This is a genomic window from Thiocapsa sp. C2-2m (assembly GCF_041903745.1).
GTDB classification, from domain to species: Bacteria; Pseudomonadota; Gammaproteobacteria; order Chromatiales; family Chromatiaceae; genus Thiocapsa; species Thiocapsa roseilacustris.
The window spans coordinates 18,998-35,174 of record NZ_JBBWVD010000010.1 but is presented as its reverse complement, the minus strand read 5'-3'; the positions used below and the strand labels follow the sequence as shown (position 1 = coordinate 35,174).

The following is a 16,177-nucleotide window of genomic DNA, read 5'->3' as shown; positions in this document are numbered from 1 at the left end:
TACACGAAAAGATAGAAGCTCGCTCAGACCTGCAGGGATCCGTTCTCGACACCCGGCCCTCGGCATAGATCCACAGGCGGCTGCTGTCCTCGGTATCTGAGGATCACCAACGTGAGGTCATCCGACTGCCGAGCGCCCGCCTCGAAGACTTTAATGGCGTCCTTGACCCGTTCCGCAAGTGCGCTCGCCGAGCGAGCAGGTTGCTTCGACAGGCATTCCAGCAGTCGGTCGACCGTGAATAGGCAGCGGTCTGCGTTCATCGCCTCGGTGACACCGTCGGTGTAGAGCACCAGGACGTCGTCCGGCCGAAGACCCACGCTCGCGACCTCGTAGGTCGCCTCCTCGGAGGCACCGACCAGGATTCCGCGCGGCGGTGGCAGGATCCGGTACCCGATGCCCCGATCTCCCAGGAGGATCGGGTCGTGGCCGGCATTCACGTAACGCAGGACTCCGGTCCGCTTGTTGATCAGGGCGATCACCAAGGTGGCGAACATCGCGGTCGGGTTTTCGGCGCAGAGCCTGCGGTTGATGCGCTTTAGGGCCTCGTCGAGCGGTTGATCGAGCAACAGCTCGCTCCGCAGCATGGTCAAGGTGCGCACCATGAAGAGTGCAGCCGGCATTCCTTTGCCGGAGATGTCGCCGATGGCGATGCAGTACTCGTCCGGGCCGACCGGAAAGACGTCGTAGAAGTCCCCGCCGACCTCCTGTGCCGCCATCATCCCGGCATCGATCTCGATTTCGGGTCCGAGGTCCAAGCGACACGGCAGCATGCCGAGTTGGATCTCACGTGCGACGTCCCACTCCCGCTGCAAATGCTCGTATCTCAGGCGCTGTTCCAGCGCTTGCTGCATCACCTGCGTGCGTGCACGCATGCGGTCGGCAAAGAGACGCATGAAATTCCTTGCGATTCGAGGAATCCGCAGCAGTTCATCCCAGAGGAGGGCTTCCGGCAGGAGCAGGAGGCGACTCGGCATGCTTGCGACGACGAAGGCGCTGGCCGGTCTGCAATCGACGACTGAGATCTCTCCGGTGCACTCGCCGGCCTCGATCACGAAGCCTTCGTCCGAGCCGAGTCGATCGAGATGAACCTTCAGTCGGCCTTCCAGGACCAGGTGGAGGTGTCGGTTGGTCTGACCGGGTTCCAGTAGGATCTCCCCGGCCCCAACGCTGCGCACTTCGCAACCCTCGAGGATTGGCTCCAGGATGATCGGTGCTATACCTGCGAACAGGGCATGGTGAGCGATCAGCTCCAGATCATCGCTCGCCGGGGGGCGTGCAATTCGTACTCGCAGGCGGTTTTGCCCGGAAACACGGTCGTATCTCTGATCGATGCTGAAGCGCTTGATCAGTTGGATGCCGCGCCCGCCGACCTCGGCGTGCTCAAGGCCGTCGGCGGGCGCGACGTCGAGTCGGGCGATTGGGTCGAAGGCAACCCCGTCGTCCGTGACCTCGATCTCGACAGCGTCATCCCCGTTGCGGAGGACGATCCGGATGTCATGCTGCTCCAAGTCGCGAAACGCATGATTGATGACGTTGGTCACCGCCTCGTTGATCACCAGGTCGACCGCGAAGGCGACCTGATCCGGAAGAGCCCAAGCGGTCGTGATCTCGCTCAGCCACGACTCGACGCGACGCATCTCGGCGAGTCGATTCTCGATCACGAACGCCTCGACCTGCATCTCGCCGGTCACCTCGGGGTCGGTCACCTCATGCGCCGTCGAGGGTTCCAAGTGCTGTCTCTACATCTGCATAGACCGGGATCAGGGAGGAGACGCCCGAGCGATCCAGAACCGCTCGAACCATGGGTTGCGGGTTGACCAGGAGCATCTTGCCACCGCGTTTCGACGTCGTCTTGGCGCAGGTCAAGAGTGTTCTGATCCCGATCGAGGCCAGGAAGTCGACTTGGCTCAGATCAACGAGTACCGCCCTGCGGCTCGTCGCCGTCAGGGTCGTGAGCTTGAGATCGATGGCTTGCGTCCCCTCGACGTCGAGGCGTCCCTCAAGAGTGACTTTGAGGATATCGTCATCCAACAGCTCGGAGTGGATCTGCATAGGCATTGTCCGCTTGAAGTAAAAGATCGCGCCCCGCGACGGCGTCATCCGGATGACCGGGTGGGCCACGCTAGTCGCCTGTATCACGGAGCCCGTGTCGCGATGCCGGATCGCTCAAGGACGGCATCTCACCACGCTGGTTGCCTATTCCCATGGGTTGAAGGCATTCGGGAGCTTGAGCTCCCGAGCCGCAGTGCGCTCAGTAGCAGCGTCGTCCCCCGCCAACGGTCACGCAATAGGGATTCTGGATCGATAACTCGACAGGGGGCTGCGAGTCAGCTGAGATCGTGCATTCCGGAAGACCGTCGAAGGCCGGATCGGTATAGACCTCCGGGTTGGGATTGCATTCCATCTCCTCGATCTCGTCGACCGATCCACCGACACAGATGCAGATATTGTTGAAATCGATGATGCCATCGGTATTGGTGAATCCGAACCCCTGAGGCCGCGTGAGGTCGCCCTGCAGATCCGTCTCCGTGTCCTTGGCGACGATGATGGTTCTTTGCTCGCCGTTCGGCACCGTGGGACAACTGACCTCGACGCCGTGGATGACTGCAGTCTCGCCGGACTGCAGATAGCATCCTTGGACGACCGCGGGTTCGCGGATCGGCGCCGGGATGGGTTCGTAGATGCCGTCGCTGCACAAGGTCAGGTTCTTCAGCGAGGGAACCGTGCCGGCCTGCCCGGCTGCGGCATCCACGTCGAACCCGTAAAAGCACCCGTTGCCGGACTTCCCGCCCGTGGACGCCCGAACCGAATCCACCAAGGCAACCCCGACGCAACTCACGGGGCTTTGGTCCTTGGTGCAGCTCGCCGTCCAACTGGCAATCCCGGAGGCAGCCGTGCTCTCGATCGTGACGAGGATCGGACCGCCCTGCGTGTCGGTCGACTGGAAGGTGCACGTCGGCGTTCCATACCCATATCCTCCGCCGAAGGTGATCGAGCACCCGGTCTGTCCGATCGGACAGTTCCCGACCGATCCGCTGTAGGGCGTAAACCAGGAGGCCCCGTCCGGCAGCGGTCTGGCATTCCAATCCGTCGGCATCGGCGGCTGGCAGCTCGAGGTCGCCCAAACGGGAATCGACGCGCCGAGCATCAGGCATCCGCCGCACAGGATGGATAAGACGCGTAAGGATGAATCGTGCATGGTGAGGATCCTGGAGTTTTAGAAGCTTAAGGTGAGCTGCGCCATCAGGACGCGCTCGGGGATGTAGGGTCCGGTCGAAGCCTCGGACGAAAAGGTCCGGAAGCTGTCGTCTTGGTAATAAAAGGTCTCGCCGAAAAGGTTTTTCACGCCCACGCTCGCGATTCCGTAACGCTTCGGAAAGCGATATCCCACCGCAAGATCCAAGAGGAAGAATTGATCCGTCCCCGTCGCGCCCAGCGCAAGCTCGGATCGGCGGACATCTTGATCGACATAGGTCAGCTGGATCCCGGCGAAGAATCCCGATGGATCGAAATAGGTCACCCCCAGCGGCACGCGGAGGGTCCTGACCCGCTCGGGAAGGTCTGCGAACAGTGTTCCGACGCCATCTTCGGCCCGGTACTCGTCGTAAACGACCTCGCCCGTCACACCATAGCGTTCCGAGGGCGTCCAGTAGAGATAGAGACGGTGCAGCTCTTCATTGCGAACCTCGATATCGGCGCGCGGAAGCTCTTCGAACAGAACAAGGACCGGCTCGTTCAGGTCGCGCCGCGTCAGCTCGATGCCGGTGGATAACCCGGGAAAGATCCGCCAATCCAAGCCCAGACCGTAGCGCCATGATTCAGTCCCGTTGACGTCGTCGAAGAACTGATTGAACCCGGCGACCTGCGTCGGCTCCAAGGTCCGGTTGTTGACCAAGAGCGGCTTGACGGTCTTGAAGGCGGCGGCCCGCAGCAAAAAGTCCTCGGTGACGGCCCATTGGACGCCGAGCTTGGGGTTGACGCTCGTCTCCTCCAGGACGCCTTCCGAATAGTCGTCATAGCTCAATCCGAGCGTCCAGAACAACCGGTCGGCCATTGTCGGGAGATTGGTATAGACGTAGCCGCGCGGATGCTCGATGGTCTGCTCGGTGGTTTCGGCAAAGGTGAGGAATGGCCCGAAGATGGGATCGGAAAAGGCCACATCGTCGCGAATCGTCCGGTCGGTGGTGCCGTAGGCACCGCCGACGATCAGATTGAGCAAGTCGCTTTTATAGATGTATTGACCTTCGTACTGGTTGCCGCGATCTTTGATGTCGGTGTCGATGCTGAACAGGGTGAAGGGATCGATCGAATCGGATTGATCCAATGACTCGTCGTTGTCGTTGTGGATATAAGACAACAGAACCGTGGAGTGCTGCGTCGGCGAGAATCGCAAGCCGAGGCGCGTTGTGGATTGATCGCGCTCCCAGGTCTTGTCGAGCAGAAAATCCTCCGGGTCGAAATTGAACGCGAGGTCGCCCTCGGTCGAGCGTCGCTGCTGGTATTCCATTTGAACGTTCAGCACGTCGGTGACGGCCCACTGCGCGTAAAAATTCATGAGTGTCTGGTCGATCCGGTTGTTCGGTCGCCAGCCATCGGTCTCGTAGGCCATGCCTCCGGCGCTGAACGAAAAACGGTCGTAGACACCGGACACGACGGTTTCGCCGCCGTAGGTTTCGTTGCCGCCGCCGAGTACGGTTGCGTTGAGCTGAGTCGTGTTGCGCTCGAACAAGGGCGTAAACTCGTTGAACCCGGGCTGAGCCGGTCCGCCGAGCGTCACGATGTTCAAGTTGGTCCCGGTCAGGCTGGGTTGAACCGGATTGATGTTGACGTCCTGCAGGAGCTGCGCCTGGAGCATCTCACTGACCCTGGCGATTTCGGTGCGGCGGGTGCCGACATAGGTGTCCGACAGAAAACGATGGGCCGATGCGTTGGCCGGGTCGAACACCAGCGAGCGCGTCGCTTGGTTGAGTCCGAGCTGCTTGAAACCCAGGTCGTTGTAGGCGCGCGCCAGGCTGGTGCCGCGCGCGGCACGGTCTTTGTCGAGCAGCAAGCGGCTCCGGTACACGGCGCGGTTGTCGTTGAGCTCGACGGAGCGCTCCAGGTCGGCCACGGCTTCGACCGGCCGGTTGATGGTCTGTTTGAGGATGCCGCCGTAGAGGTAGGCCGTCGGATCGAGCGGATCCAGCTCCTTGGCGATGTCGAACTGCTGGGCATCGAGGGGGTTTCGCCTCTCCTCGAAATAGACCTTGCCGAGATAGGCCCTCAGGAGCGCGTTGTTCGAGTCCAGTGCAACGGCTGCCTCGAGATCGCGACCCCCGTCGGCCAGCTCGCCGCTGCTGATCTTGGCGAGACCCAAACCGAGATGTCCAAGCGGGTCGGCCGAATCCAGCCTGATGGCATGCTCGAATGCCGCCTTCGCCTCGCGGTTGCGAAACGAGGCGAGCGCGTTGAAGCCGAGCACCAGTTGGGTCCGCGCGAGATCCGGCGCCATTGCGCCAGCGGCCTGTGCGTCGGCAAGGGCCTCGGAGCGGCGGCCGAGCATCAGCTCCAACTCGGCGAGGCGGGCCCTGGCGAGGGCATCGTCGGGATGCTGCTCCACGGCGGTCCGCAGGGTGTCTCGCGCCGCTTCGATCCGGAAATCGGCCTGCTGCGCGTACGAGAGGGCGATTTTCGCGGCGGCTGCATCGGTCAAGCTCACGGCTTGCTCGGCGTCCGTGAGCGCCGACGTCCGATCGTTCTGCGTGACCTTGATGACCGCCCTCAGTGCAAACGCGAGGCCGGCATCCGAGCTATCCGCGATCGCTCGCTCGACGATGGTCCGCGCCTCCTCGACCCGCCCCACCGAGAGCAGGTCCGCTGCTTCGCGCAGCGAGGAGGTGTCCGCGCCGTTCCGGCTTCCCCCGAGCGCCACAATCGGCGGATAGTAGAGCGACCACTGAACCGCATCGCGCGGCCGCACGAGGGTTCGCGGTTGCGGTGCCTTGCCTTTCGCGGCGATCGCTGTCTCGCCACCCGACACGGACAGCGAGCCCTCTGCATTGGAGGTGACGACTCTCCCCTCGAAGACGGTGATCTGCGATGCATTGTCTTGAACCCGAGCCAAGAATTCGGTCCCTTCGATCGACCCGTTGAGGTAGGGCGTGCTGACCTTGAGCAGCTTCGGCTTGCGGCTGAAGGACATGATGGCGCCCTCGACGAGGTCGAGCCAGGACTGTTCCGAGTCCACGCCGGTGACGTCCAAGAGCCGCATGGTGGTGTTTTCGTCGATTCGCAGAACGGCATTGTTGATGAGCGCGATCGCGGCTCGACTGCGCATCCCGACCCGGATGGAATCGCCTCGGCAGAGCCGGCCTTCAAGCGATGCTTCCCGCCATTCGCCGCCTGTAGCGGATTGCACCTCGACGGCGCCCTGCACCGAGACCAGCCGGCCGGCCTCCGAGTCGCAAGCCGTGTCGGCGCGAGCCTGGTTCCAGAGCGCCGCCGAGCAGAGCGCCAAGATCCCGAGCGACACCTTGATGTTCATGCGGGCCTCTTCGAGAACCGTCATGCGGGGGTTGCGGATCGAAGGGCAGCCATTGCGGCAGCGCGCGCGGTGGTCGTGCATAGGTTGAATTCGTCCTAGCTTGATCGTCGGACTTAGGCTACCCGCCACTTGTCTCGGGAGTCCTTAAAGATCTCTTAAATTTCAGTTTAATTTCCAATCGATTCCTGATATGAAAACCCCGGCATCCGTCTGAAATGCACCGGGTTGCACGCCGCCCCGTCATGGGGCCCGCTCGCCGGCCTCTGTGTGCGGGTGCCGAATCAGGCCCCTTCCGAATCCTTCGGCGGGACATTTGTATACACGGAACGGCCTGATGGCCCTCTCTGGAGCACAGTAACGCGATGACACCGCCACCCGCAGTCTGCTTCGGGCCCTATCGGCTAGCCGGACCCCGTGGACCTTTGTGGCGACATGAGGCCGAGATTCCGCTGCGTGCCAAGACGCTTGAAGTGCTTTGGTACCTGCTCAAGCATCCCGGTGAAGTCGTGGAGCACGACCGCCTCTTGGCCGAGGTTTGGCGCAAGACGGTCGTCGGCGTGGGTACCTTGGCGGTTTCCATCGGCGAGCTGCGCCGGAGCTTGGGCGATGATCCCAAGGCGCCGGTCTATATCCAGACCTTGCACCGGCGCGGCTATCGTTTCATCGCGCCGGTCGACTCGGCGACCTCCGGGGAGGCGGGGCTCCCCGCAGTTGCCGCGCCGGTCGTCCTGGGACGTGAGGCCGAGCTTGTTCGCTTCCGGGACTGCTACGACGAGGTTTGTCGGGGCCGGCGCCGTATCCTGTTCGTGACCGGCGAGGCAGGTATCGGCAAAAGCACCCTGGTGGATGCCTGGATCCGGTCGTTGAAGGATCCTTCAATCTCCCCTGCGATCTTTTCGCCCGAGATCTGGCTCGGACGTGGTCAATGTGTCGAGCACAGCGGAGCCGGCGAGCCCTATCTGGCCATGCTCGAGGCATTGAATCGCCTGTGTCGTGGACCGCGGGGCGAGACGGTTATCGCCCATCTTCGCCAACAAGCGCCGGGCTGGCTCGCCCAGTTGTCGGGCGTGCTGACGCCGCCCGAGCGCGAGGCCATGCAGCACCGTCAGGCGCCGGTGAATGCGCACCGCTATCAGCGGGAGCTGGCCGACGCCCTCGAGGCAATCGCCGCCGCGCGGCCGCTGGTGCTCTTCCTGGAAGATTTGCAGTGGTGCGACCAGGCCACCGTCGAGGCCCTTGCGGTGCTGGCGCGTCGACCCGAGGCGGCGCGCATCCTGGTGATCGGCACCTGTCGGCCGATCGAGTTGTCCAAGACGGGGCATCCGCTCAAGACCCTCAAGGACGAGCTGCAGTGGCACGGGCAGAGCCGGGAGATCGCCCTGCGCGGACTGGACGAGGCGGCGGTACGGATCTATGTCGCGAGTCGATTGCCGCCCGAGACTGCGGGAGCCGTGGCGACCTTGGTGCATCGTCGCACGGCGGGGCAACCGCTTTTCATGGCCAAGCTGACCGAGTATCTGCTCGAGCGTCCGGAGCTGGCGGATCCGCACACAGGCGACGGGTTGGACAGGGCGGCGGCGACCCTGCCGACCGATCTGCAGCAGTTCATCGAGGTGCAGATCGAGCGACTGGATACGGCCGAGCAGCAGGTTCTCGAGGCCGCCAGCGTCGCCGGGCCGGTGTTTACGGTCGCGGCGGTCGGGGCAGCGCTCGACCTGTCGGAGGCCGCGGTCGAGGCGGTCTGCGAGGGTCTTGCGCGGCGCGAGCAGCTCATTGCGGTGCGGGGTCCCGTCGAGTGGCCCGATGGCACCCTGACGGAAGCCTACACGTTTCGCCACGCGCTCTACCAGGAGGTGCTCTACTGGCGCATCGGCAGCAGCCGGCGCGTTCGTCTGCATCGAGCGATCGGCGCGCGGTTGGAGGCCGGATACGGGACCGAGGGCGCAGCCCTCGCGGTCGAGCTGGCCGAGCACTTCGAGCGGGGCCACGACGATCGCCGCGCGGCCCGCTATCATCGCCTGGCCGGGGAGACCGCACTGACGCGGTTCGCCGCGGAGGCGGCTCAGGTCCATCTTCGGCGGGGACTCGCACTGCTCGCACGCTGGTCGCAGGGTGCCGAGCGCGGGCGCGAGGAGCTAAAGCTGCAGATCGCCCTCGGGGCCGCCGCGATCGCGACCGACGGGTTCGGTGCGCCGGCTGTCGCCTCTGCGTACGGGCGTGCGCACGCCCTTTGCCGACAGTTTCCGAAGACGCCAACCCTGCTGCCGGTGCTCTGCGGCCTTTGGAACTACTTCGTGACCCGTGCCGATCTTCATCATGCACGGAAATTGGCTCGGGAATTGGCAGCGGTGATCGAGGGGGCGCAGACGTCGGAGTGCATCCTGCCGGCGCGCAACGCGGTCGGCCAGACCGACCTCTTCACGGGCGAATTGGCGCGGGCACGGATCCAGGTCGATGCCGATCAACTCGCACTCAACGTCCAGACGCGTCGGCATTTAGTCGCGGAATACGGAGAAGATCCGGTCGTGGTGCGCGAGATGTATGCCGCCTTGCTGTACTGGCTCCTCGGGTCCCCCAAGCAGGCATCGATCCGGATCGAGACGGGTCTGCGGCTTGCCCGTGAGTTGGCTCAGCCTTTCGGGGTCGCGCAGATCCTCTGGACCCGCATGCTCCTCGCTCAAGGGGTCGGGGCCCCGGCCCGCGTGGAGGCGGAGGCCCAGAGCCTGATTGAGCACTGCGAGCAGGAGCAGATCGCCGTATGGCTGGCCGGTGGGCGTATCCTGCGTGGATGGGCGTTGGCCGAGCAGGGTAAGCCGGCGGCCGGGATCGTCTCGATTCGCCTGGGCCTCAAGGAGTGGGACGCGACCGGAGCGGTCTTGATCAGGCCCTACTATTTGGCTCGACTGGCCGAGGCGTATGCTCATTCGGGATATTTGCCGGACGCGCTCGACCAGGTGGCCGAGGCGTTGGCGACGGTCGAGCGTACGGGGGAGCGTTGGTACGAGGCCGAGCTCCACCGGCTTCAGGCCGAGCTGAGATGGCGGCAAGGCGAAGCGGTAATCGATGAGGTGGAAGCCGGGTTGGGCCGGGCCTTGACGCTCGCACGCGAACAGCAGGCGAGGACGCTGGAGCGGCGCGCCGCCGCAACGTTGGCTCGGTTCTTGACCGATCAGGACAGGCCGCAGGATGCCGCCCGACTCTTGGCGTCATCCTCGACGACTGCAGCGTAGGTCGCCGCCAAACAGATGCCCGCGCAGACAAGCGATGGCTGACGGGATGTCCGACCGACCCGGATCGAGAGGCCCGAGATCGGACGGATCGACCGGCTCCGGTGCACCGATCGTCACGCGGGACACCAGTAAGATGCAACATAGCCTTTCGGCGCCAAGTGCTTCACCACGTTGGTGAAGGCGCCAATCAGGTCGCCGCCGACGGACCGATCGACTTCGGGGAGTGCGGCGAGCGCCTCGGCCAAACGACGGGGCTTGGGCCGATCCTGCGGAAAACTGCTCAGCACGGGCTCCAACACCAGCATCCGGGTTAGCAAGGGCGCGCTGAGCATCGCGTTCTGGGATCCGGCGATCAGCTCGTCGAAGTCATCCTTTAGGATCCTCGGTTTTTCGGTGAGCGTACCCTTAGATCCCGCTAACGGACAAGAGCCGGTTGCAGCGGCGCAAAGCTGCCTTGTCCGGCCCCCGGAGTTCCGCTAGGCTTCTTGGCACCTCGTCGTGGGTTCAACGGCGTGCGTCCGTCCCGGCACCGCGGCGCCTCGGCTCGTCGAGAAGGAGAGCCTGTCGCCGCTGCCCATCTCGGCGGAACGACTGTCGCGTGTGGCTTGATCGGTGTTCGATCGTTGCGCTTCCTCTCTGATCGCGTCGGGATCATTTCATGCGGCGATGGTTGATCGGTCTTCTTGTGGGTCTGGCGGTCGGATTGGCGGGCGTTGTCTTGGAGGCGCTGCCGCCCGGCGTCGCATTGGAGCAGTCCGTCGGACTGAACCTCTTATTCAAAGCCCGGGGCACGCTCACGCCACCCGATGACGTGGTCGTCGTTGCCATCGACGGCCGTTCCGGCGAGCAGCTCGGGCTGCCGAGTCTGCCCCGCGAGTGGCCCAGATCCGTTCATGGCGAGCTGGTCGACGCCTTGGTGCGTCGTGGCGCGTCGGTCGTCGCCTTCGACGTGCATTTCGGGATCGCCAAAGATTCGCAGTCCGATCAAGTCTTCGTCGATGCCCTGGACCGTGCCGGCAATGTCGTTCTTGTGGAGCTGCTTACAGGCAAGCGGCGACCCATCTCCGATCAGACCGGACGCCACGTCGGGATGGTCTGGGAGGAGGACGCAATCCCGCCATTCTCGGCGCTTGCCGAGTCCGCCGCCGCCGTCGCGAGCTTTCCGCTGCCCAAGGAGGGCGCCTCCGTCCATCACTTCTGGGTGTTCAAAGAGAGCGCCGACGCCTCGCCGACGCTGCCCGCCATGGTCTTGCAGATCCATCAGCGGGACGCGCTTCCCGCACTCCTCGACCGGATCCGGGCCGTCGATCCGGATGCGTTGAACGGATTGCCGAATCCGGACGAAGCCTTCGCGGATCCGGTGCAGCTGCGTCTGCTGATGCGCGGGTTGCGGACGATCTTTGAGGCGGCCCCCGAGCTGCGAGGTGCCGTTGCGACGGGAGATGCGGATCCGGTTGCGGTGCTCGCGGCCCTCTACGCGGGCGATGCTCACCGCTTCATCAATTTCTACGGGCCTCCGGGCACCATCACGACCGTCCCCTATCATGCGGTCATGGGGATCGAGGATCCGAACGTGCCGCCCGAGGCGCTGGAACTCGCCGGCAAGGTGGTCTTTGTCGGCTACTCCGACCTGTTCGATCCGGGACAGCCGGACCGCTTTCACACCGTCTTCACGCGCGAGGACGGAGTGGACCTGAGCGGGGTCGAGATCGCCGCAACAACCTTCGGCAACCTGCTGACCAATCGGTCACTGACGCAGCTCGACCACCTCGGCGCCGCGGTGCTCCTGTTGGTGTTCGGTCTCGCCTTGGGCGCGCTCGCCTATGCGCTGCCCGTTTACATCGGCGTACCGGCGGCCCTGGTCTTGATCGTCGGCTACGGGGGGGCGGCGTACTGGATGTTCGTCGAGCGTGCCTTGATCCTGCCGGTTGCCACACCCCTCCTGGTCATGGCGCCGATCGGTCTCTTCGTTGGCCTGCTCGGTCAGTATCTGATGGAACGCCGTCGCGGTCAGCGCATCAGCGAGGCCATCAACTATTACCTGCCCGACGAGCTCGTGCGGGATCTGGTCCAGAACCGGCTGGATCCGGGCAAACTTAATCAGGTCGTCTACGGCACCTGTCTTGCCACCGACATGGCTGGTTTTTCCACCATCGCCGAGACCTTGCCGCCCGCGGAGCTTGCCAAATTTTTGAACGACTACTTCGAAACCCTTGCCGCGCCGCTGAAAAAGCACGGGGTCCATGTCACCGAGTTCCGTGCGGACGCCATCATGTGCGCCTGGGTCGCCGACAAGCCGTCGCCCGACCCGCGCCGCAAGGCCCTGCTCGCCGCCCTGGATGCCGGTGAGGCGATCAAAGACTTCAGGAAACGCCACGACATGCCCAATGCGCGCCTGCGCATCGGTCTCGAGGCGGGCTACGTCTATGTGGGCCACGCCGGCGGGGGCGGGCGCTTCGTCTACAGCATCGTCGGCGACTCGGCCAACACCGCCTCGCGCGTCGAGGGGCTCAACAAGCACGTCGGGACCCAGATCCTGGCCACGGGCGAGGTGGTGGCGGGATTCGAGAACCTGGTGATGCGCTCGCTCGGCGCCTTCCAATTCGTCGGCAAGACCGACGCGATCCCGGTCTATGAGGTCTTGGCCAAACGGGAGACCGCCACCGAGGCGCAGATGCACCTCTGCGAGGTCTTCGAGTCGGCGCTGGCCCTGTACCAGGATGCACGCTGGTCCGAGGCGGCCGAGCGGTTACAAGCGATCCTCGAGGCGAACCCGGACGACGGCCCGTCGCACTTCTATCTGGAGCGCTCCCGTCGCATGATGGCCGAGCCGGGGCAGGGCGAGGATCCGCGCGTGATCCGGATGGATACGAAATAGCGACGGCCGCGGAAGGCCAATCCTGGTTGTGCGCCGATCGCGTCTCCAGGTCCCTGTTCGGACCCGAATCATGATCCACCCGACGCGCATTGACCGCAGCTCGGACTCGTCGAGTTGTACTCGACTCTTCGGCAGTCAGGCCAACAAACGACGTCCATGACGCGTCGCTGATGTCTTGACTGCCGCTCCGCCCGACAACCGTCGCTGCCGCGGATCGCACCAGCTCCGTTCAACACCGGTCCTTGTAACCCTTTCTCACCGAGCCGAGGTCTCACCAGATGCTGAAATCCTTGATCTTCATCCTGCTTCTCCTTCCCGTCTTCGTGTCCGCAGCGTCACTCGAGACCGGAACCCCGATGCCCGTGCTGACGTTCAAAGACCAACACGACACAACCCAAACCATCGACGCCAACACCCGCCTGCTGATTTTCAGCAAAGAGCGCGAGGTCTCCGCACTCGTCGAGACCGCGCTGGCGGACCAAACGACCGAGTTGCTGTCGGCGGCCGGAATCCAATACGTCTCCGACATCAGCGCCATGCCCGGCCTGGTGACCTCGATGATCGCACTGCCCAAGATGCGCAAGCGGCCCTATCCCATGCTGCTGGGGCGAGAGGCCGAGGAGACCGCCATGCTGCCGAGCGAGCCCGGCAAGGCGACCCTGATCGCGACCGAAGGGGGCAGCATCACGAGCGTGCAGTTCATCGGCGACGCGGCGAGCTTGCGGGCGGCGCTGGGGTTTGCGCCCTAACGGGGCCGTTCTGACTGAATCGGTTGGGCGCGGGACGGAAGGAGCGGCGCCTGCGCGTTGCGACCCATCGTCGCAGGCATCTAGATCGCGTCCACCGGACTCTTCACCGGCAGCACCCCCGGTCGATTCAGCACATGGGTGTAGATCATGGTCGTCGACACGTCCGCATGTCCGAGCAGCTCCTGTACCGTGCGGATGTCGTACCCGGCTTCCAGCAAATGGGTCGCGAACGAGTGCCTCAAGGCATGAGAATTCACCCGCTTCGCGATCCGTGCCGCCTGACCCGCGGCCTTGACCGCGCGCTGCAACGCGGATTCGTGCAGATGGTGGCGGCGCACCTGGCCCGAGTCGGGATCCTGCGACAGCCGCGCGCTGGGAAACACATACTGCCAGATCCAGTCGCGTTGCGCGCTCGGGTACTTGCGCGCCAGCGCGGGCGGCAGGTACACGGCTCCGCTGCCGGCCGCCAAGTCGCCTCGATGCTGTGCCTCGACCCGCGTCAAATGGGCCTGCAACGGCGCGCGCAGCCGCTGCGGCAAGGGCACCGCCCGATCCTTGCCGCCCTTGCCGTTGCGCACCAGGATCAAGCCGTTGTCGAAGTCCAGATCCAGCACCCGCAGCCGCACGCACTCCATCAAGCGCATCCCGGTCCCGTACATCAGCCGGGCCATCAATCCGAGTGTGCCGTCCAAGTGCGCCAACAGCGCGCGCATCTCGTCGCGGCTCAAGACCACGGGCAGCCGTGCCTGACGCCGCGTTTTCGAGAACTTAGGCGAACTCCGGAAACCTTCATGCCGAGGGCGTAGGTTGTGCCGAGCCGTGCGAGGCACAACCAACCGTCGGCGCAAGTTGTGCTTCCTATCGTCAGCACAACCTACGGGTATGGAAGTTTGCGGAAATCGCCTTAACGCCCTCCAGCGGACGCTCCAAGAGGTGTTTGAACAGAAACGCCACCGCGTTGTACGCCAGACTCTGCGTCTTCGAGAACCGCTGAACATCGGGGACGCCCAGGGCGTCGAGCGGCTTGCTCCCGCAGAAGAGCAGGAAGCGATGACACCAATCGACATAGGATTGCTCGGTGCGGATCGAGTACTGCATGGCCCGGATGGTTCGAGCCAGGTCTTCCAGGATCGGGAACGTCCGTGCCGAGCGGCTGAATCGCGGGACGCCGATGGCCGTTGGATCGGCGCCGTCCTCGGCGTTCATGGCCGTGCTTCGCGCGATCGTCGCGTGCTCGGGGGGCAGAGTCCGCTGCCCCTCCCACCAATAGTCCCAATCGACCCCTTTCCCGGCGGGAACCTGTGCTAGGTCAACCAACAACAGGCGCAAGGCATCGACGATCTGACGCATCTGCCAGTCGGCCAGATCGGAGCGGGCCGACATGCGTCGCAGATAGTCCGTGACCTGGTCTGCCGTCAGCGCCGACAAGGCTGCCGGCTTGAGTTCCTTCAGGAAATCCTCGACCCGTCGGATGTACCATTGACGGAACTTCGCCGGAACCTGACGTCGGATCAGGAGATCCAGGTAGCGGTCCCAGTTCGACGGCGAGCCGTCCTCACGGCGTGGCTTGGCGGTGTTGACTTCGGACATCCGTAGGCTACTCTTGCGCTAGACTGCATGCAGTCTAGTACACTAAACGATGCATGCAACCTAGAACACGTTGGGCCACAAAGTGCAGCAATCGCGGCAACTTGGTTTCAATCTCGAAGCATCGTGAGCGTTCTCAGCACAATTCAGCAACGAATCGTAGACCGCGACTATTATCTGTCCTCGCATGCAGAAGAAGAGATGATGGATGACGGGTTCGAGCGCGCTGATGTCGAGAACGCCATTCTGAAAGGGTTCCTCGAAAAGAAAATGACGCACGACACAAGGGGAACTCGGTATCGTATTGCAGGTCCAGCGCTTTCAGGTCGAAGCATGCATGTAGTTTGCCGGTTCCGAGAGGAAGCGAGCCTAATCATCATCACCGTATACGCAATCTAGGTGCATTTATGCAGTGTGAATTCTGCGGCGGGGAAACCCGATCCAAAAAGGTCAAACGGTCTCACTGGTTTCAGCAAAAACTGTACATCGTTGAGGACGTAGAAGCCGAAGTGTGCACGGAATGCGGTGAAAGGTATTTTCACGCAACGACTTTGGACAACCTCGATGCATTGCTGAAAAGGCAGCATCCCGTGCGTGCGCGATTGAATGTAGAGGTCGTCAACATGGCGCAGGCACTGGCCCAACAAGCGAATTAACAGCGACCCAAAAGCCGCGGCCAGCTTTGTGCCGAATTCTAGCGTCCTGCCGCACGGCTTTTGGGCACGTTATTCGTAACGTTAGCCTACAAACCACTGCATGAAGCTAGAACCACAAGTCACCGGCAACATAGGAATGTACTACGCATGCTACATGCTGTCCCGGATGGGTTGGAACGTGATGCCCACCGCGAGAAATGCCAGAGGCATCGATATCATCGCTTACAACAAAGCAGGAACGGAATTTATTGGTGTCCAGGTTAAGACCCTCACCAAAAGAAATCCGGTACCGCTCGGGACTAGCCTCGAAAAAGTCATGGGAGATTACTGGCTGATAATCAATAACGTATCCGCCGAGCCTGTTTCGTTTGTTCTCGTCCCAGAAGAAGTTAAGAGTCTTGCCCATCGAGGCGAAAAGGATGGTCGCATATCATTTTGGCTTCAGCCGTCCGCTTACGACACCCCGGATTTTAAGGAGGCTTGGCATAGGATCGGTTTCGGCCATGGGGCATCTTAATAAACAACCATTTGCTCGGCGAGCGAGCCTCATCCAC

The 16,177-nt window shown here is 63.2% G+C and carries 12 protein-coding genes and 1 pseudogene; 6 read left to right on the top strand and 7 right to left on the bottom strand.

The annotated features are described in order from the left end of the window. Positions 1 to 23: 23 nt before the first annotated feature. From AADX97_RS09310 to AADX97_RS09295, 4 genes are all read right to left on the bottom strand, one after another. The gene (locus tag AADX97_RS09310; RefSeq protein ID WP_374232649.1) at positions 24 to 1,730 is read right to left on the bottom strand and encodes a SpoIIE family protein phosphatase; all 1,707 of its coding nucleotides are present in this window, start codon (positions 1,728 to 1,730) and stop codon (positions 24 to 26) included. Then, on the bottom strand, positions 1,708 to 2,052 hold the full coding sequence (locus AADX97_RS09305; RefSeq protein WP_374232650.1) for an STAS domain-containing protein: 345 nt from the start codon (positions 2,050 to 2,052) through the stop codon (positions 1,708 to 1,710). The genes AADX97_RS09310 and AADX97_RS09305 overlap by 23 nt, the downstream gene beginning before the upstream one ends. Before the next feature lie 199 nt (positions 2,053 to 2,251). Then, entirely contained in the window at positions 2,252 to 3,199 is a 948-nt protein-coding gene (locus tag AADX97_RS09300) for a hypothetical protein (RefSeq protein ID WP_374232651.1), read from the bottom strand. Between the two features lie 18 nt (positions 3,200 to 3,217). Continuing rightward, positions 3,218 to 6,604: a FecR domain-containing protein gene (locus tag AADX97_RS09295; protein WP_374238581.1), complete on the bottom strand. Its 3,387-nt coding sequence runs from the start codon at positions 6,602 to 6,604 to the stop codon at positions 3,218 to 3,220. 281 nt (positions 6,605 to 6,885) lie between these two features. Here AADX97_RS09295 and AADX97_RS09290 point away from each other — a divergent pair, with 281 nt between their 5' ends. Continuing rightward, the gene (locus AADX97_RS09290) at positions 6,886 to 9,753 is read left to right on the top strand and encodes an AAA family ATPase (protein WP_374232653.1); all 2,868 of its coding nucleotides are present in this window, start codon (positions 6,886 to 6,888) and stop codon (positions 9,751 to 9,753) included. Between the two features lie 113 nt (positions 9,754 to 9,866). Here AADX97_RS09290 and AADX97_RS09285 read toward each other — a convergent pair whose 3' ends face one another. Continuing rightward, positions 9,867 to 10,085, bottom strand: coding sequence for a hypothetical protein (locus AADX97_RS09285; RefSeq protein WP_374232654.1), 219 nt, complete (start codon positions 10,083 to 10,085; stop codon positions 9,867 to 9,869). Between the two features lie 326 nt (positions 10,086 to 10,411). Between AADX97_RS09285 and AADX97_RS09280 the strand changes: the two genes are divergently transcribed. Then, the gene (locus tag AADX97_RS09280; RefSeq protein ID WP_374232655.1) at positions 10,412 to 12,631 is read left to right on the top strand and encodes a CHASE2 domain-containing protein; all 2,220 of its coding nucleotides are present in this window, start codon (positions 10,412 to 10,414) and stop codon (positions 12,629 to 12,631) included. 278 nt (positions 12,632 to 12,909) lie between these two features. Further along, positions 12,910 to 13,380 carry a hypothetical protein gene (locus AADX97_RS09275; protein WP_374232656.1) on the top strand — a complete coding sequence of 157 codons (471 nt, stop codon included), beginning with the start codon at positions 12,910 to 12,912 and terminating at the stop codon, positions 13,378 to 13,380. A gap of 80 nt (positions 13,381 to 13,460) precedes the next feature. Here the strand turns inward: AADX97_RS09275 and AADX97_RS09270 are convergent. Further along, positions 13,461 to 14,144: pseudogene (locus tag AADX97_RS09270) on the bottom strand (integron integrase); the annotation flags it as partial. Positions 14,145 to 14,244: 100 nt separating this feature from the next. Continuing rightward, a complete protein-coding gene (locus AADX97_RS09265) occupies positions 14,245 to 14,970 on the bottom strand; it encodes a site-specific integrase (protein WP_374232657.1) in 726 nt (241 codons plus the stop codon). A gap of 27 nt (positions 14,971 to 14,997) precedes the next feature. On the opposite strand from AADX97_RS09265, the gene AADX97_RS09260 reads away from it, so the two are divergent. The 3 genes from AADX97_RS09260 to AADX97_RS09250 all read left to right on the top strand — a co-directional run bounded on the left by AADX97_RS09260 (position 14,998) and on the right by AADX97_RS09250 (position 16,140). Further along, positions 14,998 to 15,366: a DUF4258 domain-containing protein gene (locus AADX97_RS09260; RefSeq protein WP_374232658.1), complete on the top strand. Its 369-nt coding sequence runs from the start codon at positions 14,998 to 15,000 to the stop codon at positions 15,364 to 15,366. 8 nt (positions 15,367 to 15,374) lie between these two features. After that, positions 15,375 to 15,623: a YgiT-type zinc finger protein gene (locus tag AADX97_RS09255; RefSeq protein WP_374232659.1), complete on the top strand. Its 249-nt coding sequence runs from the start codon at positions 15,375 to 15,377 to the stop codon at positions 15,621 to 15,623. A gap of 100 nt (positions 15,624 to 15,723) precedes the next feature. After that, a complete protein-coding gene (locus AADX97_RS09250) occupies positions 15,724 to 16,140 on the top strand; it encodes a hypothetical protein (protein ID WP_374232660.1) in 417 nt (138 codons plus the stop codon). Positions 16,141 to 16,177: the final 37 nt, after the last annotated feature.

Bases quoted from the DNA above. Each gene is read 5' to 3' on its own strand.
- AADX97_RS09295 (WP_374238581.1), bottom strand. From the start codon at position 6,604: ATGCACGACCACCGCGCGCGCTGCCGCAATGGCTGCCCTTCGATCCGC.
- AADX97_RS09285 (WP_374232654.1), bottom strand. From the start codon at position 10,085: ATGCTCAGCGCGCCCTTGCTAACCCGGATGCTGGTGTTGGAGCCCGTG.
- AADX97_RS09255 (WP_374232659.1), top strand. From the start codon at position 15,375: ATGCAGTGTGAATTCTGCGGCGGGGAAACCCGATCCAAAAAGGTCAAA.
- AADX97_RS09290 (WP_374232653.1), top strand. From the start codon at position 6,886: ATGACACCGCCACCCGCAGTCTGCTTCGGGCCCTATCGGCTAGCCGGA.
- AADX97_RS09280 (WP_374232655.1), top strand. From the start codon at position 10,412: ATGCGGCGATGGTTGATCGGTCTTCTTGTGGGTCTGGCGGTCGGATTG.
- AADX97_RS09250 (WP_374232660.1), top strand. From the start codon at position 15,724: ATGAAGCTAGAACCACAAGTCACCGGCAACATAGGAATGTACTACGCA.
- AADX97_RS09275 (WP_374232656.1), top strand. From the start codon at position 12,910: ATGCTGAAATCCTTGATCTTCATCCTGCTTCTCCTTCCCGTCTTCGTG.
- AADX97_RS09265 (WP_374232657.1), bottom strand. From the start codon at position 14,970: ATGTCCGAAGTCAACACCGCCAAGCCACGCCGTGAGGACGGCTCGCCG.
- AADX97_RS09260 (WP_374232658.1), top strand. From the start codon at position 14,998: ATGCAGTCTAGTACACTAAACGATGCATGCAACCTAGAACACGTTGGG.
- AADX97_RS09300 (WP_374232651.1), bottom strand. From the start codon at position 3,199: ATGCACGATTCATCCTTACGCGTCTTATCCATCCTGTGCGGCGGATGC.
- AADX97_RS09305 (WP_374232650.1), bottom strand. From the start codon at position 2,052: ATGCAGATCCACTCCGAGCTGTTGGATGACGATATCCTCAAAGTCACT.